Annotated in this window: 16 protein-coding genes; 9 read left to right on the top strand and 7 right to left on the bottom strand. The window is 62.4% G+C overall.

The genetic code is table 11. From position 1 onward, the window contains the following. Positions 1-37: 37 nt before the first annotated feature. The 6 genes from fdhF to PCE31107_RS12615 all read right to left on the bottom strand — a co-directional run bounded on the left by fdhF (position 38) and on the right by PCE31107_RS12615 (position 8,053). Positions 38-2,902, bottom strand: a complete 2,865-nt coding sequence (gene fdhF / locus PCE31107_RS12640; protein WP_150608820.1) for a formate dehydrogenase subunit alpha — start codon at positions 2,900-2,902, stop codon at positions 38-40. 13 nt (positions 2,903-2,915) lie between these two features. Continuing rightward, a complete protein-coding gene (locus PCE31107_RS12635; protein WP_150608818.1) occupies positions 2,916-4,517 on the bottom strand; it encodes a formate dehydrogenase beta subunit in 1,602 nt (533 codons plus the stop codon). Next, positions 4,514-4,981, bottom strand: coding sequence for a formate dehydrogenase subunit gamma (locus tag PCE31107_RS12630; protein WP_150608816.1), 468 nt, complete (start codon positions 4,979-4,981; stop codon positions 4,514-4,516). The genes PCE31107_RS12635 and PCE31107_RS12630 overlap by 4 nt, the downstream gene beginning before the upstream one ends. 530 nt (positions 4,982-5,511) lie before the next feature. After that, complete coding sequence (locus tag PCE31107_RS12625; RefSeq protein ID WP_130025385.1) at positions 5,512-6,225, bottom strand: GntR family transcriptional regulator; 714 nt, start codon at positions 6,223-6,225, stop codon at positions 5,512-5,514. A gap of 29 nt (positions 6,226-6,254) precedes the next feature. After that, the gene (locus tag PCE31107_RS12620) at positions 6,255-6,473 is read right to left on the bottom strand and encodes a hypothetical protein (protein WP_017231699.1); all 219 of its coding nucleotides are present in this window, start codon (positions 6,471-6,473) and stop codon (positions 6,255-6,257) included. A gap of 566 nt (positions 6,474-7,039) precedes the next feature. Further along, positions 7,040-8,053 (bottom strand): 2-dehydropantoate 2-reductase, encoded by a 1,014-nt coding sequence (locus tag PCE31107_RS12615; protein WP_130025386.1) that lies wholly within the window; start codon positions 8,051-8,053, stop codon positions 7,040-7,042. A 741-nt stretch (positions 8,054-8,794) separates the two neighbouring features. Between PCE31107_RS12615 and oxlT the strand changes: the two genes are divergently transcribed. The 7 genes from oxlT (at position 8,795) to PCE31107_RS12585 (ending at position 16,941) form a co-directional block, all read left to right on the top strand. Continuing rightward, entirely contained in the window at positions 8,795-10,141 is a 1,347-nt protein-coding gene (gene oxlT / locus PCE31107_RS12610; protein WP_130027771.1) for an oxalate/formate MFS antiporter, read from the top strand. Between the two features lie 191 nt (positions 10,142-10,332). Then, positions 10,333-12,123, top strand: coding sequence for an oxalyl-CoA decarboxylase (gene oxc / locus PCE31107_RS12605; protein WP_246176608.1), 1,791 nt, complete (start codon positions 10,333-10,335; stop codon positions 12,121-12,123). 25 nt (positions 12,124-12,148) lie between these two features. Beyond that, a complete protein-coding gene (gene frc / locus PCE31107_RS12600; RefSeq protein ID WP_130025387.1) occupies positions 12,149-13,399 on the top strand; it encodes a formyl-CoA transferase in 1,251 nt (416 codons plus the stop codon). A gap of 243 nt (positions 13,400-13,642) precedes the next feature. Beyond that, positions 13,643-14,083 (top strand): PAS domain-containing protein, encoded by a 441-nt coding sequence (locus PCE31107_RS12595; RefSeq protein ID WP_017231694.1) that lies wholly within the window; start codon positions 13,643-13,645, stop codon positions 14,081-14,083. A 549-nt stretch (positions 14,084-14,632) separates the two neighbouring features. Next, positions 14,633-14,770 carry a hypothetical protein gene (locus tag PCE31107_RS23370; RefSeq protein WP_165385250.1) on the top strand — a complete coding sequence of 46 codons (138 nt, stop codon included), beginning with the start codon at positions 14,633-14,635 and terminating at the stop codon, positions 14,768-14,770. Positions 14,771-14,782: 12 nt separating this feature from the next. Then, a complete protein-coding gene (frc, locus tag PCE31107_RS12590; RefSeq protein WP_130025388.1) occupies positions 14,783-16,030 on the top strand; it encodes a formyl-CoA transferase in 1,248 nt (415 codons plus the stop codon). Between the two features lie 137 nt (positions 16,031-16,167). Next, positions 16,168-16,941 carry a fumarylacetoacetate hydrolase family protein gene (locus PCE31107_RS12585; protein ID WP_130025389.1) on the top strand — a complete coding sequence of 258 codons (774 nt, stop codon included), beginning with the start codon at positions 16,168-16,170 and terminating at the stop codon, positions 16,939-16,941. A 62-nt stretch (positions 16,942-17,003) separates the two neighbouring features. On the opposite strand, the gene PCE31107_RS12580 is transcribed toward PCE31107_RS12585, so the two are convergent. Then, complete coding sequence (locus PCE31107_RS12580) at positions 17,004-17,999, bottom strand: LysR family transcriptional regulator (RefSeq protein ID WP_150608814.1); 996 nt, start codon at positions 17,997-17,999, stop codon at positions 17,004-17,006. 250 nt (positions 18,000-18,249) lie between these two features. On the opposite strand from PCE31107_RS12580, the gene PCE31107_RS12575 reads away from it, so the two are divergent. Both PCE31107_RS12575 and PCE31107_RS12570 read left to right on the top strand, forming a co-directional pair. After that, positions 18,250-18,624, top strand: a complete 375-nt coding sequence (locus tag PCE31107_RS12575) for an HAD family hydrolase (protein WP_017231689.1) — start codon at positions 18,250-18,252, stop codon at positions 18,622-18,624. 42 nt (positions 18,625-18,666) lie between these two features. Next, positions 18,667-19,075 (top strand): Rossmann-fold NAD(P)-binding domain-containing protein (locus PCE31107_RS12570; protein ID WP_484549308.1); only part of this gene is annotated, 409 nt, incomplete at its 3' end.

Below are 19,075 nucleotides of genomic sequence, written 5' to 3'. Positions count from 1 at the left end.
ACGCGGCGCGCGTTGCTTCCCTTTTTCCTGCCCTGACTCAGTTCGCGTTGGCCTCGCTCGCACCGCGAGCGTGCTCGAGGAAGGCCTCTTGCTGGCGATTGAAGTCCGAGTACTGACGCTGCCATTCCGACGGCTGCGCCACCGGCGTGACCTGCACCGCTGTCACCTTGTACTCGGGGCAATTGGTCGCCCAGTCCGAGTTGTCGGTGGTGATCACGTTCGCGCCCGACTCCGGGAAGTGGAACGTTGTGTACACCACGCCGGGCTGCATGCGGTCGCTCACGACGGCACGCAGCACGGTCTCGCCCGCGCGACTCTGAATGCCGACCCAGTCGCCGTCCTTCACACCGCGTTCTTCTGCATCGTGCGGATGGATGTCGAGCCGGTCCTCGTCATGCCAGTGAACGTTGTCCGTGCGGCGCGTTTGCGCGCCGACGTTGTACTGCGACAGAATCCGCCCGGTGGTCAGGATGAGCGGGAAACGGCGCGTGACCTTTTCATCCGTGGGCACGTACTGCGTGATGAGGAACTTGCCCTTTCCGCGCACGAATTCGTCGATGTGCATGACGGGCGTGCCGTCCGGTGCCGCTTCGTTGCACGGCCACTGCACACTGCCCAACTGGTCGAGTTTCTCGTAGCTCACGCCGGTAAACGTCGGCGTGAGGCGTGCGATCTCGTCCATGATTTCCGACGGGTGCGAGTAGTTCATCTCGTAGCCCAGTCGCTTGGCCAGTTGGATCGTGACTTCCCAGTCGGCGTAACCGGCGCGCGGCGGCATCACCTGACGCACGCGTGAGATACGACGCTCGGCGTTGGTGAACGTGCCGTCCTTCTCCAGGAACGACGAGCCCGGCAGCAGCACGTGCGCATACTTCGCCGTTTCGTTCAGGAAGATGTCCTGCACTACGATGCACTCCATCTGTTCGAGCGCATGGGTCACGTGTTGCGTGTTCGGGTCGGACTGCACGATGTCCTCGCCCTGGCAGTACAGGCCCATGAAGGTGCCCGCGATCGCCGCGTCGAACATGTTCGGAATGCGCAGGCCCGGCTCGGACTGGATCTCGACGCCCCATTCCGCTTCGAACAGCGCGCGGGCAGTCGAATCCGACACGTGACGGTAGCCCGGCAGTTCGTGCGGGAATGCGCCCATGTCGCACGAGCCCTGCACGTTGTTCTGGCCGCGCAGCGGGTTCACGCCCACGCCTTCACGGCCGATGTTGCCGGTGGCCATGGCGAGGTTGGCGATACCGATCACCGTCGTGGAACCTTGCGCATGCTCCGTCACACCCAGACCGTAATAGATCGCCGCGTTGCCGCCCTTGGCATACAGACGCGCGGCACCGCGCACGAGGTGCGCCGGCACGCCGGTGTGCACTTCGGTGGCTTCGGGCGAGTTTTCGGCGCGGGCAGTGAACTCGCGCCACTGCTGGAACGCGCGGTCCTCGCAGCGCTCGGCAATGAACGCGTCGTCCATCAGGCCTTCGGTGACGATCACGTGCGCAAGCGCGTTGATCATCGCCACGTTCGTGCCGGGACGCAGTTGCAGATGGTAGTCGGCCTTGACGTGCGGGCTGTTGACCAGGTCGATGCGGCGCGGATCGATCACGATCAGCTTGGCGCCTGCGCGCAAGCGCTTCTTCATGCGCGAGCCGAACACCGGGTGACCGTCGGTTGGGTTCGCGCCCATCACGAGAATCACGTCCGAGTGTTCGACCGACTTGAACGTCTGCGTGCCGGCCGATTCGCCGAGCGTTGCCTTCAGGCCGTAGCCGGTCGGCGAGTGGCACACGCGTGCGCAGGTGTCGACGTTGTTGTTGCCGAACGCGGCGCGCACGAGCTTTTGCACCAGGTAGTCTTCTTCGTTCGTGCAGCGTGACGACACCAGACCGCCGATCGAATCGCGCCCGTACTTGGCCTGAATGCGCTTGAACTCCGACGCCGCATAGTCGAGCGCCTCGTCCCACGACACGTCCTGCCACGGATCGGTGATCTTCTTGCGAATCTTGGGCGTAAGGATACGGTCCTTGTGCGTGGCGTAACCCCAGGCAAAGCGGCCCTTCACGCAGGCGTGGCCTTCGTTGGCCTGACCGTCCTTGTGCGGCACCATGCGCACGACTTCGTTACCCTTCATCTCGGCCTTGAACGAGCAACCCACGCCGCAATAGGCGCAGGTGGTGATCTTGGCGTGCTCGGCCTGGCCGAGATGGATGACCGACTTTTCCTGCAGCGTCGCGGTCGGGCAGGCGGCCACGCAGGCGCCGCACGACACGCATTCGGAATCCATGAACGACTGATCCTGTCCCGCCGAGACGCGCGCTTCGAACCCGCGGCCCGAGATCGTCAACGCGAATGTGCCCTGCGTTTCTTCGCAGGCGCGCACGCAACGGTTGCAGACGATGCACTTCGAGGCGTCGTAGGTGAAGTAGGGGTTCGACTCGTCTTTCTGGCTGTCGAAGTGATTGTCGCCGTCGAAGCCGTATCGCACTTCGCGCAGGCCCGTCACGCCGGCCATGCCCTGCAGTTCGCAGTCACCGTTGGCCGCGCAGGTCAGGCAGTCGAGCGGGTGATCGGAGATGTACAGCTCCATCACGCCCTTGCGCAGTTCCTGGAGCTTCGGCGATTGCGTGCGCACCTTCATGCCCGGTTCGACGGGCGTGGTGCACGACGCGGGGTAGCCGCGTCGGCCTTCGATCTCGACGAGGCAAAGACGGCACGAGCCGAACGGCTCGAGCGAGTCGGTGGCGCACAGCTTGGGCACGTTCACGCCGCCTTCGGAGGCGGCGCGCATGATCGACGTGCCCGCGGGCACGGTGACCTGTTCGCCGTCGATCTCCAGCGTGACTTCCTGCGTCGATTCGCGGCGCGGGGTGCCGTAATCCTTCTCAAACATCGGGTCCATCATGGTGGGCGATCTCCTAGGCGGCCTGGGTCGGCAGATTCGACGGTTCGGCCGCGCCGAAGTCTTCGGGGAAATGGTTCAGTGCAGACAGCACGGGGTAGGGCGTCATGCCGCCCATCGCGCACAGCGAGCCGGAGAGCATGGTGTCGCACAGGTCGCGCAGCAGCTTGATCTGCTTGGGACGGTCGCGTCCGTCGATGATCTTGTCCATCACTTCGACGCCGCGCGTCGAACCGATGCGGCACGGCGTGCACTTGCCGCACGACTCGATGGTGCAGAACTCCATCGCATAGCGCGCGAGCTTGGCGAGGTCGACGGTGTCGTCATGCGCCACGATGCCGCCGTGGCCGAGCACCGCCCAGAGTGCGGCGAACGCTTCGTAGTCGAGTGGGGTGTCCCATTGCGATTCGGGCAGATAGGAGCCGAGCGGGCCGCCGACCTGTACCGCGCGCAGCGGGCGACCGGTGATGGCGCCGCCGCCGAACTCGTACAGGATGTCGCGCAGCGTCACGCCGAAGGCCTTCTCGATCAGGCCGCCGTACTTGATGTTGCCCGCGAGCTGGATCGGCAGCGTGCCGCGCGAGCGACCCATGCCGAAGTCCTTGTAGAACGCCGCGCCGCGATCCATGATGATCGGCACCGACGCCAGCGAAATCACGTTGTTGATGACGGTGGGCAGGCCGAAGAGACCTTCGATGGCCGGTAGCGGCGGTTTGGCGCGCACCACGCCGCGCTTGCCTTCGAGACTTTCCAGCAATGCGGTTTCTTCGCCGCAGACGTAAGCCCCGGCCGCCTTGCGCACTTCGAGATGGAAGGTCTTGCCCGAGCCCAGGATGTCATCGCCCAGGTAGCCCGCCTTGCCGGCGTTGACAATGGCTTCGTTGAGCACATCGATGGAATGCGGATACTCGCTGCGCACGTAGATATAGCCGCGCGTGGCGCCCACGGCGATGCCGGCAATCGTCATGCCCTCGACAAGCACGAGCGGATCGCCTTCCATCAGCATGCGGTCGGCGAACGTGCCCGAATCGCCTTCGTCCGCATTGCAGACGATGTACTTTTGCGCGGCGGGCGTGTTGAGCACCGTCTTCCACTTGATGCCGGTCGGGAACGCCGCACCGCCGCGACCGCGCAGGCCCGATTCGGTGACTTGCGCGACGATGGCCGCGCCGTCCAACGCGAGCGCATTGCGCAGACCGCGATAGCCGTCATGTGCAACGTAGTCATCGACCGATACGGGATCGGTGATGCCCACGCGCGCAAACGTCAACCGTTCCTGCTTCTTGAAATACGGAATCTCTTCGGTCAGTCCGAGGGCGAGCGGATGATCGCCACCGGCCGTGACGTTGGCATCGAACAGGCCCGGGACGTCGTCGACATCGACCGGACCATAGGCGACGCGCCCCGCCGGGGTCGCGACTTCGAGCAACGGTTCAAGCCACAGCATGCCGCGCGTACCATTGCGCACCAGTTCGATGTCGAGACCGCGCTGGGCGGCTTGCGCCACGATGGCATCGGCGACGTCGTCGGCACCGAGCGCGAGTGCGGCGGAGTCACGCGGCAAATAAAGCCGTACCTTGCCGGAGGACGGTTGGGCGGAAGTGGAGGATTGGCTCATGCGGCATCCTTGGCACGGGCGACCAGACGGTCGAATTTCTCGGGGGTGACGCGCGCGTGAAGCTTGTCGTCGATCGTGATCGCGGGTGACGTCGCGCATTGGCCCAGGCAATACACTGGTTCGAGCGCAACGTCGCCGTGATGACTGTGCATCGTGCAGCCCAGCACGCGTTCGGCATGCGCGACAAGCGCGTCGGCGCCCATGCTCTGACACGCCTCGGCGCGGCAGATCTGCACGACGTGGCGCGGCGGCGGGCTGGTGCGGAAGTGATGGTAGAACGTGATCACGCCGTGCACTTCGGCGCGAGACAGGTTGAGGGCGTTGGCGATGACGGGCACGGCGTCCGGGGGGACATAGCCGAAAGCGTCCTGAACGTCATGAAGGATCGGTAGAAGCGGACCTTCCTGAGTCGAATGGGCGTCCAGAATCGCGTGCACCGTGGCGATGGAAAAAGCCTCGCGCATGGCTGTTGTCTCCTGTTTGGCACCCTGCGGGGAACGGGGCGCCTGAGGGTGTGAGTTATCTGTTCTTGTCTTGCCCTGGGGCGAGAGGCCCAATGGTCACATCCGGCGACGCTGCTCGGGTCTAGCGATCAGCGCGGCGCCGGACGAGCGTGCGGCACATAGCCCCCACCATATGCCGCACGAGCTCGGCCTCTCGCCCGTGGCTTACTTCGTCAACCTGCGTCAACAAGTCGGTGCTGCGGTACATCCGTATGTGAAACACGATATATGATATACGGTATACGTGCAATAGATTCGGGGCGGGTTTGACAGGCTCGTTTACCCGAATTGGGGGCTGGTACTCGGCTCCAGAATCCCCCGCAATTGTCGAGACTGTGGGGGGAGGGCAGAAGGGATGCCGGCGTGACGCGGGACTTGGGCGGGAACGCGATAGGGCGGGGGCAAAAGAAAAAAGCCAGCGACATACCGATGTCACTGGCTTTATTGGGGCTCGCGTCCGTTACCGGGCGCGGTGCAGCGGCACAAGCGCGTTATTCGAGGAAGTCGCAATGCTCTTCGACGAAGGCGGCCAGGCCCAGGGTGTGGTCGCGCGCGAGCTTCTCGGCGAGTTCCGTGTCGCGCTTCTCGAGGGCGGTAATGATCTTCAGGTGATCGACAATCGAGCGGGCGGCTCGGTCGTTCTGAGCGATCGTCACCTTGCGGATGGCGCGCACGTGAATGAACAGGTTCTTGATCGTATTGGCGATGGCTTGCGAGCCGCCAAGATTGATCAGCGCCTGATGGAAGTCGATGTTCGCGTCCGAATACTCTTCGATATGATCCGTCGGCGGCGCGTTGACGAACTCGTCGAACAGATGGCGCAGCCTGGCGATTTCCTCGTCGGTTGCGTGCAATGTCGCCAGACGCGCGGACATCCCCTCGAGCGCTGCCCACATCTGAATCATCTCGACGATTTCGCGCTTGGTCTTGCGGATGATGAAGATGCCCCGGCGCGGCACCGTCCGCAGAAAACCTTCCTGTTCCAGCAAGGTCATCGCTTCGCGAATCGGCGTGCGCGAAACGCCAAGCACCTGGATGAGCTGACGCTCGTCCAGGCGAATTTCTTCCTTCTGGTTATATATATCGGCATCGGCGATGGCTTTTTTCAGCAGCGCATACGCCTGATTGCGAAAACTCGTGGTGGTGTCGATCGGCTCCAGCGCGAGCGGAGTCACGCGCGCCGGAGTTGGGGTGATCAGGGACATGCAATAGTCTCCTAGGTATTACGGCCCCTTCAGAGGCGCAATGCTTGCTGCCCCACGATGGTTGCCGGCTTGGTAACGAGTTTACCCGATTCATTTGCCTGCGTGGTTTCCGCCAGGTAGGCGAAGCGGCCGTTCTTTTCGGCCTTTTCGAGCATCGAGGCCGGCAGGGCGACGAAGAGGTGAACCATCGCAACACCGGTGGCAAGGGCGGAAGCAAGGGCAAGCAAAGTCAGCGCAGCGACGAACATGGTGATACTCCTGATAAAAGTTGACGAATGAAATGTGGGGGAGAACTTGCTTTGCATTGTATGTCGCGCTGCAACAAGTCTCAAGATATACCACATACCAAATACCAATATTTATCGTTTTTCGGGACGTTCCCTGTGTCGTTGCGATGCTTGACTGCCCGGATTTGTCTTTTTTTCCGATTTTGTTCTGTGGTTCGAGGGTGGCGGTGAACCTCCTGGGTGGTCCGTCAGGCTTGCATTGGTGCGGATTTCGGGACGCCCGTGGCGCGCGTGGTTTCAGGGAGAACCCGAAGTGCTCTGAACGTGGTGCGAAAGCGAATTATTGCGTTGCCGCGAAACCACATCGGCAATGGCGTGGTTCGGCGCGACGGGTCGCGGGTTATCGGCGAAAAATCGACCGCGGCCGGCGATTCGGTGGCGGCCCACTCGAACGACGGCAGGGCGGGGCGATGAACCCATTCCTACCTTCGCTTGCGTACGCCGCCTCTCTATATATAGAGGGGCCGATTCTCGCGGGACAGTCCCGTCAGTCCCGCGAGGAGTGTTTCACGGAAACAACGTTTGGCTCAGGCCGCTTTGGCCAGACGCGCTTGCGCGGCCGCGACCGCGTCGGGCTGCGTCATGAACTCGCGCTGCTTGATCAATGCCAGCACCACGTCGAGCGTCGGTGTCGGCACGTTGGCGAGGCGCCCCATCTCTTGCACCACCGAGACGAGCGGATCGATTTCCATCGCACGGCCACGTTCCAGATCCTGCAGCATGGACGTCTTGTGGGCACCGACCGCACCCGCACCGTTGATGCGACGCTCCACGTCGACGCGGAAATGCACGCCGAACTTGTCGCCGATCGCCTTGGCCTCGAGCATCATGGCGCGCGCAATGGCGCGGGTGCCCGGATCGCTCGCGATGATATCGAGCGTGCCGTGCGTGAGTGCCGAAATCGGGTTGAAGCAGAGGTTGCCCCAGAGCTTGAGCCAGATTTCGTCGCGGATATTCTCGCGAATCGGCGCGTCGAGTCCGCCGGCGGTCATCAACTGCGAGAGCTTCTCCACACGCTCGGTGCGCTCGCCGCTGGCTTCGCCCAGCGGGAACTTGTTCCCGTAGACGTGCTGGATCACGCCGGGGGCCACCACTTCAGTGGCCGGATAGACCACGCAGCCGATGGCGCGCTCGGGGCCGAGCTGACGCCACTGACGGCCGCCCGGGTCGATGCTCTCGAGCGTCGTGCCTTCAAGCGCGCCGCCGTGCTTATAGAAGTACCAGTAGGGGATGCCGTTCACCGCCGTGACGACCGCCGTATTCGGACCGATCAGGGGCTGCATCGCGTCCAGTACCGCGGGGACCGAATGCGCCTTCAACGCGATGATCACGTAATCCTGCGGACCGAGTTCACGCGGATCGTCCGTGCAACGCAGCTGGGCGACGCGTTCCTCGCCATCGATCAGCAGCTTGAGTCCGTGTTCGCGCATGGCGGCCAGATGCGGGCCGCGGGCCACTAGACTGACATCGGCTCCGGCGTGTGCGAGTTGCACGCCGAGATAGCCACCGATGGCACCGGCGCCATAGATGCAAATCTTCATGAAGTCTCTCCCTCCAAAGGTGAATCGAAACCTGGGCCTGGTACTGGCCATTTATTCTTCTAATACCAAATGTTGTATATCGTATATCACAAGATCCGGAGCGCCAAGCCTTCTGGGGGCAATTCCCGTCATGGTTTCCCCGCAGACGCACCCAAAACCGGCGTCGGGATGTGTGAGCACATCGGGCATGAGAAGGGGGCCTGGAAAACGCGTTGCGCGTCCCTTAGGTGAATTATTACGGTGTATTACAAGAGATTCGCGAGAATGCTCGAAGTGGGTCTATTGTGAGAAAAACTATCAAAAATATCGTCTTGTGTTGGTTTTAAAAATTGCCAAGGAGGCCGATATAAAAAGGCGGAGTGCCTTATCAGGTAAGCCTTTCAGATCAGGTTAACTCCTTAGTATTTTCGCATTGCGTTGTTGCGTCGCTCGGGCCTACAGTGGCGTTACTGTATCTAGCCGCCACTTAGAACAGTGCCTCGTGTGCCGGAATGGTTTTCGCTGCAATGGACGAAAACGACTGCGGTACACGAAGCGGACGACGAGGATCGCAATAAATTAGTGTTGACTTATATCTGATATATCGTATATTTCGTTCGGTATATTTACGGGAAATGCAATGGACCCCGTAAGCATCAGAGACAAGTCGACGAGGCGAAGACCTCGTAAAGCATACCCAGGGGGCACAGACCCCATCCGGAAGGTGTTGTTGTTGTGAAGCTGCCAAACAACTGGAAACCGATGGAGGAGGTACAAGTGGAGACGAAAAATCAACACGGTAAGCAATCCGTGTTCGCGAGCCCTTGGGTTCAGCTCGTGTTCGGCGTGATTTGCATGGCGATGATCGCCAACTTGCAGTACGGGTGGACGCTGTTCGTCAACCCGATCGATGAGAAGTATCACTGGGGCCGTACGGCCATTCAGGTGGCGTTCACGATTTTTGTCGTGACCGAAACCTGGTTGGTGCCGATCGAAGGGTATCTGGTCGACAAATTCGGCCCGCGCCCGGTGGTGGTCGGGGGTGGTCTGTTGTGCGGTGTCGCCTGGGTGTTGAATGCCCATGCCTCGTCGCTGCCGATGCTGTATTTCGCGGCGGCCGTGGGCGGGGTGGGTGCCGGTGCGGTATATGGCACCTGCGTGGGTAATGCGTTGAAGTGGTTCCCGGATCGCCGCGGTCTGGCTGCGGGCTTGACCGCCGCGGGTTTCGGCGCCGGTTCGGCACTGACGGTGGTGCCGATTGCCAACATGATCAAGTCGAGCGGCTACGAAAACACCTTCCTGACCTTCGGTCTGGGCCAGGGGATCATCGTGCTGCTGCTGGGTCTGGCGCTCTGCAACCCGCCGGCATCGATCGAGGCACTCAAGAAGTTGGCCCCGGGTGCCATGCGCTACAACGCCAAGCCGACGGAAGTGATGCGCTCGCCAGTGTTCTGGATGATGTATCTGATGTTCGTGCTGATGGCCGCCGGCGGTTTGATGGCGACGGCACAGCTCGGTCCGATCGCCAAGGACTACGGTCTCGATCAGGCCCCGGTGTCGATCCTCGGTCTGACGCTGCCCGCACTCACCTTCGCACTGGCTATCGACCGTGTGCTCAATGGGGTGACGCGTCCGGTGTTCGGCTGGATCTCCGACAAGATCGGTCGCGAAAACACGATGTTCATCGCCTTCGCGATGGAAGCCGTCGGGATTTATGCCTTGGCCAAGTTCGGCCAGCATCCGGTGGCCTTCGTGATCCTGACGGGGCTGGTGTTCTTCGCCTGGGGAGAGATCTACAGCTTGTTCCCGGCGACCTGCGCCGACACGTATGGCTCGAAGTACGCCGCCACCAACGCGGGGATGCTCTACACCGCGAAGGGGACCGCCGCGTTGCTGGTGCCCTTCTCGAGCATCATCACCACGTCGACCGGCAGTTGGCAGGCCGTGTTCATGATCGCTTGCGCCATGAACGCCTTCGCCGCCTTCCTTGCCTTGTTCGTCCTCAAGCCGATGCGTGCCCGTCTGGCACAGCGTTACGCCAGTGACTACAAGGCGCAAGCCAGCGAGCCGGTCGTGCAGGCGGCGGATCTATCGCGCAGTACCACGTAACGTGAACTGACGATATGAAGACGTCGCGTGAGCGGCTGGATTGAAGAGATGTTTGACCGGCGTGCAATCCGTGCCCTTGCGGGGCCGGTTGCACGGCCGGGTGAGCAAGTAGCGCAGCAGTTTGGGAATACCCATTAATCGTCAGACAAGACGACGCAACACTGAAACCGGAAAAATTGGAGGAGAGAATTATGTCCATTGCGATGACCGTGCCAGTCGGCAAAGCGGAAAACGACACCGCGGGCAACACGCTCAATGACACCAGCCGACACGCGAACATCGTGTCCGAGGCAGCAACGACTGATGGCTTCCATCTGATCATTGACGCCCTGAAAGCGAACGACATCGACACCATCTTCGGTCTGGTGGGGATTCCCATCACCGATCTGGCGCGACTCGCGCAAGCCGAAGGCATGCGTTTCATCGGCTTCCGCCACGAACAGCATGCCGGGCATGCCGCAGCCATCGCCGGGTACATGACGCAAAAGCCCGGCATCTGCCTGACCGTGTCGGCCCCTGGCTTCCTGAATGGCCTGACCGCCCTCGCCAACGCGACCACCAACTGCTTCCCGATGATCCTGATCAGCGGTTCGAGCGAGCGTGAGATCGTCGACTTGCAGCAGGGCGACTACGAAGAGATGGACCAGCTCAATGCGGCCAAGCCGTATTGCAAGGCGGCCTACCGCGTACTGCACGCCGAAGACATCGGCGTGGGCCTGGCCCGCGCCATTCGCGCCGCCGTGTCGGGCCGCCCGGGCGGCGTCTACCTGGATTTGCCGGCCAAGCTGCTGGCCCAGACCATCGACGCACAGAAGGCGAAGGACTCCCTGATTCGCGTGATCGACGCCGCACCGCGTCAGATCCCGGCACCGGATGCCGTCCAGCGCGCGCTCGACGTCATCAAGGGCGCCAAGCGTCCGCTGATCTTGCTCGGCAAGGGCGCTTCGTACGCACAAGCCGACGCCGACATTCGCGCGCTCATCGAGAAGACCGGCATTCCCTACCTGCCGATGTCGATGGCCAAGGGGCTGCTGCCCGACACGCATGAGCAATCGGCCGCGGCCGCACGTTCGTTCGTGCTGCAGGAAGCCGACGTTGTCGTGCTGATCGGCGCGCGCCTGAACTGGCTGCTCGCGCACGGCAAGGGCAAGACGTGGGGCGCCGCCCCGAAGAAGTTCGTGCAGATCGACATCTCGCCCACGGAAATCGACAGCAACGTGGCCATCGCGGCCCCGGTGATCGGTGACATCGGCTCGTGCGTGTCGGCACTGCTCGCCGGTGTGGACGCCAACTTCGGCAAGCCGTCGACCGAATGGACCGGCGCCATCGCCGAGCGCAGGAGCAAAAACCTGGCGAAGATGGCGGCAACGCTGGCGCAGAATCCGTCGCCGATGAACTTCCACAGCGCGCTGGGTGCGATTCGCGACGTGCTCAAGCAGCATCCGGACATCAACCTCGTCAACGAAGGTGCGAACACGCTCGACTACGCGCGCGCCATCATCGACCAGTACCAGCCGCGCAAGCGCTTCGACTCGGGTACGTGGGGCGTGATGGGCATCGGCATGGGCTTCGCCATCGGCGCGGCCGTCACGAGCGGTCAGCCGGTCGTGGCCATCGAAGGCGACAGCGCATTCGGCTTCAGCGGCATGGAACTCGAAACCATCTGCCGTTACGAGCTGCCTGTCACCACCATCATCTTCAACAACAACGGTGTGTATCGCGGCACCGACGTCAATCCGACGGGCGGCAAGGACGTGGCACCGACGGTGTTCGTCAAGGGCGCGCGCTACGACAAGATGATCGAAGCGTTCGGCGGCATCGGCTACCACGTCACCACGCCGGAAGAACTGACGAAGGCGCTGCAGGAGTCCATCGCAGCAGGCAAGCCGGCGCTGATTAACGCCGTCATCGACGAAGCGGCGGGCACCGAAAGCGGCCGTCTGACGAACCTGAATCCGCAAAGCGCGGCGATGAAAAAGTAACTCGAGTCAATTAAGGAGACATGACATGAGCAAACCCCTCGAAGGTATCAAGATCATCGACTTCACGCACGTTCAAGCCGGCCCCGCCTGCACGCAGTTGCTGGCCTGGTTCGGTGCGGACGTCATCAAGGTGGAACGCCCGGGTTCGGGCGACGTCACGCGTAACCAACTGCGCGACATCCCCGACGCCGACGCCTTGTACTTCACGATGCTCAACAGCAACAAGCGCTCGCTGACGCTGGACACGAAGACGCAGGAAGGCAAGGAAGTTCTCGAAAAGCTGGTGCGTGAATCCGACGTGCTGGTGGAAAACTTCGGCCCGGGCGCGCTGGATCGCATGGGCTTCTCGTGGGAGCGTCTGAACGAACTCAACCCGAAGCTGATCATGGCCTCGGTGAAGGGCTTCTCGGACGGTCACCACTACGATGACTTGAAGGTGTACGAGAACGTGGCGCAGTGCGCAGGTGGCGCGGCATCGACGACGGGCTTCTGGGACGGCCCTCCGACGGTGTCGGCCGCGGCGCTGGGCGACAGCAACACCGGCATGCACCTCGCGATCGGCATTCTGACGGCCATCATCGGCCGTGGCCAGACGGGGCGTGGTCAGAAGGTCGCCGTCTCGATGCAGGATTCGGTCATCAACCTGTGCCGCGTGAAGCTGCGCGACCAGCAACGCCTGGACCGTATCGGCTACCTCGAAGAGTATCCGCAGTACCCGCATGGCGAGTTCAGCGACGTGGTGCCGCGTGGCGGCAACGCCGGCGGTGGCGGTCAGCCGGGCTGGGTGCTCAAGTGCAAGGGCTGGGAGACGGACCCGAACGCGTACATCTACTTCACGATTCAGGGCCACGCCTGGGAGCCGATCTGCCGCGCGCTGGGCAAGCCGGAGTGGATCGAAGATCCGAACTACGCCACGCCGCAAGCACGTCAACCGCACATCTTCGACATCTTCGCGACCATCGAAGCCTGGCTGGCCGACAAGACGAAGTACGAAGCGGTCGACATCCTGCGCAAGTTCGATATTCCGTGCGCACCGGTCCTGTCGATGAAGGAAATCGCGAACGACCCGTCGCTGCGCGCGTCGGGCACGATCGTGGAAGTGCCGCACAAGGAGCGTGGTACGTACCTGACCGTCGGCAGCCCGATCAAGTTCTCGGGTCTGAAGCCGGAAATCACCGGTTCGCCGCTGCTGGGTGAGCACACCGACGAGATCCTGGCCGAGCTGGGCTACAGCAAGGACCAGATCGCGAACCTGCATTCGTCGCGGTCGGTTTAAGTCCGCGAGGGGGGCGAGTCAGGCCGAGCCCGGCTCGCCGCCAATGCGCCGCCTGTGCCGACGCCGCCTTTGGGCGGTGACGGCGCGCGGGACGCAAGGCAGGCAATGTTCATGGGTGCGGCGCCAAGCGGAGCCAGCACCCATTTTTATTTTCGGGACCGTGTTGTCCTCTAATTGATGTACTTTATTGGCATGTTTGATATCCCTGCCAATCGCATTTCCCACAAAATTATTGGAGACATCATGAGCGCATCCGTCGACGTCAGTCAGTTGGTCCAGGTAGTGGGCGACGCCATCGTCGTGGCCGATCCGAACAACATCATCACGCTGTGGAACAGCGGCGCGCAAAAGATGTTCGGCTTCTCCGAGGCCGAGGCGCTCGGGCAGCCGCTGGACATCATCATTCCCGAGCGGCTGCGCGCGCGCCACAATGAAGGCTATGTGAAGACGATGGAGACCGGGCAGACGAAGTACGGCAGCGATCTGCTCAAAGTCCCCGCCGCGCACAAGGACGGCCGCGCCATGTCGATTGCGTTCACCGTGGCGTTGTTGCATGGCGAGGGCGGCGAAGTCACCGGTATCGTGGCCGTGATTCGCGACGAGACTGCGCGCTTCCAGGAAGATCGTCAGTTGCGCAAGCGCGTGGCGGAACTCGAGGCGAAGGTGGCCGCCACCGCAGGCTGATCGTTCGATGTCGGTCGACGCAGCGCGGTGCGCCTGGGGTCGCCGCTAACGCCCGGCCGTCACCGCAAGAGACAGGAAGCACCGATTCGCAACGCGCCCGAAAGGGCGGCGTCGCGAATCGGTGCTTTTTGCATTTCGGCCGCCAGGCAAAGGCGATGCGGCGGGACGAAAATATTTTGTATTCAATATATTCACAGGATTTGCAAGGAATCCGCACCGCAGGCGACCGAATTTCATCGCTGTGACACATGCCTGTAAACCCGTAGCCCGGTCGGATCGCATGGACCATGTTGCGGTGCGGACTCCCTTGATACATGGGGATTCTGGCGATTTTTTGCCGATCGATGCGGCGAGACAGCAAATCTCATCGGCAACAAAAAGCCGTTGATAAAATATCGTGTATGAAATACTGTATATCACAGCAATCGATCCACGATGGGGATGGCGCCCGCAGAGGCGACAACCATCGAGCGATCAGGCGAGCCTCGCGTGTCGTCGCGTCTCGCGCACCGATTACATAAACGCCGTCGCATCAGGAGGAGACAAACCATGATCATCGTCGCCAGCATCCGGCGCGAAGCCCGCCCAGCGCGTGGCACGCACATTCAGCAGGTCGCGGCATGTGCCGTGCGCCATGCGCAAGTTCAACTGTCGGCGTCGGGCGCGGCTGCCCGGGCCACTTGCTGAGCGGAGCCGATCATGGGCAAGGCACTTGAAGGTGTGCGCATTCTCGACTTCACGCACGTGCAGTCGGGGCCGACTTGCACGCAGTTGCTCGCCTGGTTCGGCGCGGACGTGATCAAGATCGAACGCGCGGGACACGGCGACGTGACGCGCGATCAACTGCGAGACATTCCCGACGCGGACAGTCTCTACTTCACGATGCTCAACAGCAACAAGCGTTCGATCACGCTCGACACGAAGCACCCGGAAGGCAAGGCGGTGCTCGAGCGCATGATCCGCGACTGCGACGTGCTCGTTGAAAACTTCGCCCCCGGCGCGCTCGATCGCATGGGCTTCACGTGGGAGCACATCCACGCGTTGAACCCGCGCATGATCGTGGCCTCGGTCAAGGGCTTCGGACCCGGTCCGTACCAGGACTGCAAGGTCTACGAGAACGTGGCGCAGTGCGTGGGCGGTGCGGCGTCGACGACCGGTTTCGACGACGGCCCGCCGATGGTCACGGGCGCGCAGATCGGCGACTCGGGAACGGGGCTGCATCTGGCGCTGGGCATCGTTACGGCGCTGTATCAGCGCACGATGACCGGACAGGGCCAGCGCGTGCTCGCCGCCATGCAGGACGGGGTGTTGAACCTGTGCCGCGTGAAGCTGCGCGATCAGCAGCGCCTGGAGCGCGCGCGCGTGATGGAAGAGTATCCGCAGTTCCCGAACGGCGAGTTCGGCGACGCGGTGCCGCGTGCCGGCAATGCGTCGGGCGGCGGTCAGCCGGGCTGGATTCTTAAATGCCAGGGCTGGGAGACCGACCCGAACGCGTACATCTACTTCATCGCCCAGGCGCCCGTGTGGGGCTCGATCTGCAAGGTGATCGGCAAGCCCGAGTGGGTCGAGCATCCCGACTACGCCACGCCGCGTGCCCGTCTGCCGCGCCTGCGCGAGATCTTCGACACGGTTGAGCATTGGACCATGACCAAGACGAAGTTCGAGGTCATGGCGATCCTCAACGAGTACGACATCCCGTGCGGTCCGATTCTGTCGATGAAAGAGATTGCCGAGGATATGTCGCTGCGCGAGACCGGGACCATCGTCGAAGTCGATCACCCGAAGCGCGGCAAGTACCTCACCGTCGGCAACCCGATCAAGCTCTCGGCCAGCCCCACGCACGTGGAGCGCTCGCCGCTGCTTGGCGAACACACCGACGACGTGCTTTCGGAATTCGGCTACAGCACACAGCAGATCGCGGCACTGCGCGAAATCGGCGCGGTATAAGCGGCGCCGCGTAAGCGTCGTCGCACGAACGCAAGTCGTCTGCACGAGGCAGATGGGAATGACGTCACGACATCGCGTCCGGCGCGCGAACGGCGAACCCTGCCGTAGCGCCGGGCGGTTACAGATAAGGCATACGCATGAAGCTCTGGACCCGTTTCAAGACCGCGCATGGTCGCATCGGCTTTGGCCTGCTGCAGGACGACCATATTCTCGAACATCGCGGCGATCTCTACGATCAGCCGATCGCCACGGGCGCGACGATCGCGCGCGATACGGTCGACCTGCTGTGCCCGTGCGAGCCCTCGAAAATCGTGGCGCTGTGGAACAACTTTCACGCGCTCGGCGCGAAGCTCGGCAAGGCCGCGCCGTCGCATCCGCTCTTTCTCATCAAGCCGGCCACGTCGCTGAACGGGCCCGACGCGGTGATTCAGCGTCCCCCGTCGTATGCGGGCAAGATCGTGTTCGAGGGCGAACTGGGCGTTGTGATCGGCAAGCGCGCGAGCCAAGTGAGCGAGGAAGCCGCGCGCGATTACATCCTCGGCTACACGTTGGTCAACGACGTGACCGCCGCTGAAATCATCGAGCAGGACGGCAACTTCGCACAGTGGACGCGGGCCAAGGGCTTCGACACGTTCGGCTGTCTCGGCCCCGTCATTGCACAGGATTTCGACTGGCGCGAGGCAGAGGTCGTCACGCGGCTCGACGGCACGGAGCGTCAGCGCTATCCGCTCGCCGACATGATCTTCAACCCGTGGCAACTCGTCGCGCGTATCTCACAGGACATGACCCTGATGCCGGGGGACGTGATCGCCGTGGGCACCTCGATTGGCGTGGGCTCGATGAAAGAGGGCGCGCTGGTCGAGGTGAGCATCGACGGACTGGGGACGTTAGCCAACCGCATGGGCGGCTGAGGAAGCAATCGATTTCACGGTGGTCGGCCGGGGTGGCAAAGGCCTGAGTCGATCGCCCTTTTTCATTCGGCGGATCCGGGATCTGTCCGGCGCGAGACGGCGTGATCGCCGCCGCGCGCAGCGGGAGGCGGCACGGGACTCTTGTAGGCCATCATGCCGTCGATGAGCGCAGCGCCTTCGGCCAGCAGGAATTCCCGGAAGGCGAGCGCGACCGGCGGCAGCCGCTTGCTGCGACGATGCACGACGTACCAGCTTTGCCAGGCCGGAAAGCCCTGGACGTCGAGCACCGTCAACTGACCGGTCTGAAGCTCCATGCCAACGGTATGGGCCGACAGGAAGCTGATGCCCATGCCCGCCACGACCGCTTGCTTGATGGTTTCCGTGCTGGCGATCTCCATCGTGATCTTGAGTCGCTGGGTGCGCTGACCGAAGGCGTCCTGCAGGGAATTCCACGTGTCGGATCCGCGCTCGCGGCTGATGAACGGTTCTTCCGTCAGACGCGAGAAGGGAATCTGACGCTGGCTCGCCAGCGGATGATCCGGCGGTGCCACGATGACATACGGATGGGGTGCGAAGGCTTCGTTGATCGTGTCGATCTCCGGTGGCGGACGCACCATCACCGCCAGATCGGTGAGGTTTTCGGTGAGCTGATGCAGGAGTTCCTCGCGGTTGTGAACCGTGAGATTGAGCGTCACGCCGGGATGGCGTGCGGTAAAGGCCGCGAGCAACCTGGGAAAGAAATAGTCGCCCGCGCTGATCACGGCCACGTTGAGCTTGCCGCCCGTGATGCCCTTGAGGTGATCCATTGCCTCTTCGGTTTCGCGAAAGAGCGCAATGATCGCGCGGCTGTAATGGAGCATTTCGGCGCCCGCCGGCGTGAGAAAGACCTTCTTGCCCAACTGCTCGAAAAGCGGGAGGCCGACGTGACTCTCGAGCTGCTTGACCTGTGTCGAGACGGCCGGTTGCGTGAGGTGAAGCTCTTCGGCGGCGCGCGAAAAGCTCAAATGGCGCGCCACGGTTTCGAAGACCTTGAGTTGACGAAGCGTGGCGTGTTTCATGCGGCGGTCATCCTGACATCAGTGGGGCGGCGGAATGATTTCCGCGCGCGAAGCGTTGTCGAAGAAGTATAAGTAATCGTTGATGGTTTGCATAATTAACTTTAACTGTCTTTTATGGATTGGGCTGCGTAATCTGCAATGGCAGCCCGCATGAAAGTGGTGTGACAGCAAAGCGTCGGTGACCTGTCATGTCAGGCGAGCGCGGGTCTGCGTGTTCTGGAGACGATCACTGTTTTGGGAGAGCGCCATCATGTCTGTCATCGAATCGCATATCAAACCCGCCGCCCTGGCACCGGTTGCCAACGCCCATCTGCATGCGTTCAACAACGCATTCGTCGAATTGGGGCTGGACTGGTATTGGGATCACCCCACCTATGCCCGTTTGCTGCACGCGACCGGGAACCAAGATTTACCGCTGGCGTATCTCGAAGGCGCTTCGGCGCAGGCGTTGCGCATGGCCGAGCTGCTGCTGATCGGGGCTTATCTCGACGGACATCAGCCGCATCTGCTGCGCGCCTACGAGCCGGAATTCCTGTGCGACCTGATTCACTGCACCAAGGTGCGTTGCTTCGAAGCGGCCAATGAAGGGCGTTCGATGCAGTCGCCGAGAGCCGTTGCGGCCTGAGTTTCACAACACGACAGGGGCTCAGACCCCGAGACAATAACTATGCATATTGGCATTCCAAAGGAGACGGCCGCCGGCGAATCCCGCGTCGCGGCCACACCGGAAACGGTGAAGAAGCTGGTGGGCGCAGGGCATCGCGTCACCGTGGAGCGTGGTGCGGGCGAGGCGGCCAGCGTGCCTGATGCGGCGTATGTCGCAGCGGGCGCGTCGAGCGGTAGCGCGGCCGAAGCCCTTGGCGCCGAGTTGGTGCTCAAGGTACGCGCGCCGTCGATCGCGGAAATCGCGTTGATTCCACGTGGCAGTGCGGTGGTCGGCATGCTCAATCCGTTCGATGCCGAGAACAATGCGCGCATGGCGGCGGCGGGTGTCATTGGCTTCGCCTTGGAAGCCGCGCCGCGGACCACGCGCGCGCAAAGCATGGACGTGTTGTCCTCGCAGGCCAACATCGCCG

It is taken from the genome of Pandoraea cepalis, assembly GCF_902459625.1.
Taxonomy (GTDB): domain Bacteria; phylum Pseudomonadota; class Gammaproteobacteria; order Burkholderiales; family Burkholderiaceae; genus Pandoraea; species Pandoraea cepalis.
This window is presented reverse-complemented; position numbering and strand designations above follow the sequence as displayed.

Coding starts and splice junctions, on each gene's coding strand:
- fdhF (WP_150608820.1), bottom strand. CDS start 2,902: ATGATGGACCCGATGTTTGAGAAGGATTACGGCACCCCGCGCCGCGAA.
- PCE31107_RS12635 (WP_150608818.1), bottom strand. CDS start 4,517: ATGAGCCAATCCTCCACTTCCGCCCAACCGTCCTCCGGCAAGGTACGG.
- PCE31107_RS12630 (WP_150608816.1), bottom strand. CDS start 4,981: ATGCGCGAGGCTTTTTCCATCGCCACGGTGCACGCGATTCTGGACGCC.
- PCE31107_RS12625 (WP_130025385.1), bottom strand. CDS start 6,225: ATGTCCCTGATCACCCCAACTCCGGCGCGCGTGACTCCGCTCGCGCTG.
- PCE31107_RS12620 (WP_017231699.1), bottom strand. CDS start 6,473: ATGTTCGTCGCTGCGCTGACTTTGCTTGCCCTTGCTTCCGCCCTTGCC.
- PCE31107_RS12615 (WP_130025386.1), bottom strand. CDS start 8,053: ATGAAGATTTGCATCTATGGCGCCGGTGCCATCGGTGGCTATCTCGGC.
- oxlT (WP_130027771.1), top strand. CDS start 8,795: ATGGAGGAGGTACAAGTGGAGACGAAAAATCAACACGGTAAGCAATCC.
- oxc (WP_246176608.1), top strand. CDS start 10,333: ATGTCCATTGCGATGACCGTGCCAGTCGGCAAAGCGGAAAACGACACC.
- frc (WP_130025387.1), top strand. CDS start 12,149: ATGAGCAAACCCCTCGAAGGTATCAAGATCATCGACTTCACGCACGTT.
- PCE31107_RS12595 (WP_017231694.1), top strand. CDS start 13,643: ATGAGCGCATCCGTCGACGTCAGTCAGTTGGTCCAGGTAGTGGGCGAC.
- PCE31107_RS23370 (WP_165385250.1), top strand. CDS start 14,633: ATGATCATCGTCGCCAGCATCCGGCGCGAAGCCCGCCCAGCGCGTGGC.
- frc (WP_130025388.1), top strand. CDS start 14,783: ATGGGCAAGGCACTTGAAGGTGTGCGCATTCTCGACTTCACGCACGTG.
- PCE31107_RS12585 (WP_130025389.1), top strand. CDS start 16,168: ATGAAGCTCTGGACCCGTTTCAAGACCGCGCATGGTCGCATCGGCTTT.
- PCE31107_RS12580 (WP_150608814.1), bottom strand. CDS start 17,999: ATGAAACACGCCACGCTTCGTCAACTCAAGGTCTTCGAAACCGTGGCG.
- PCE31107_RS12575 (WP_017231689.1), top strand. CDS start 18,250: ATGTCTGTCATCGAATCGCATATCAAACCCGCCGCCCTGGCACCGGTT.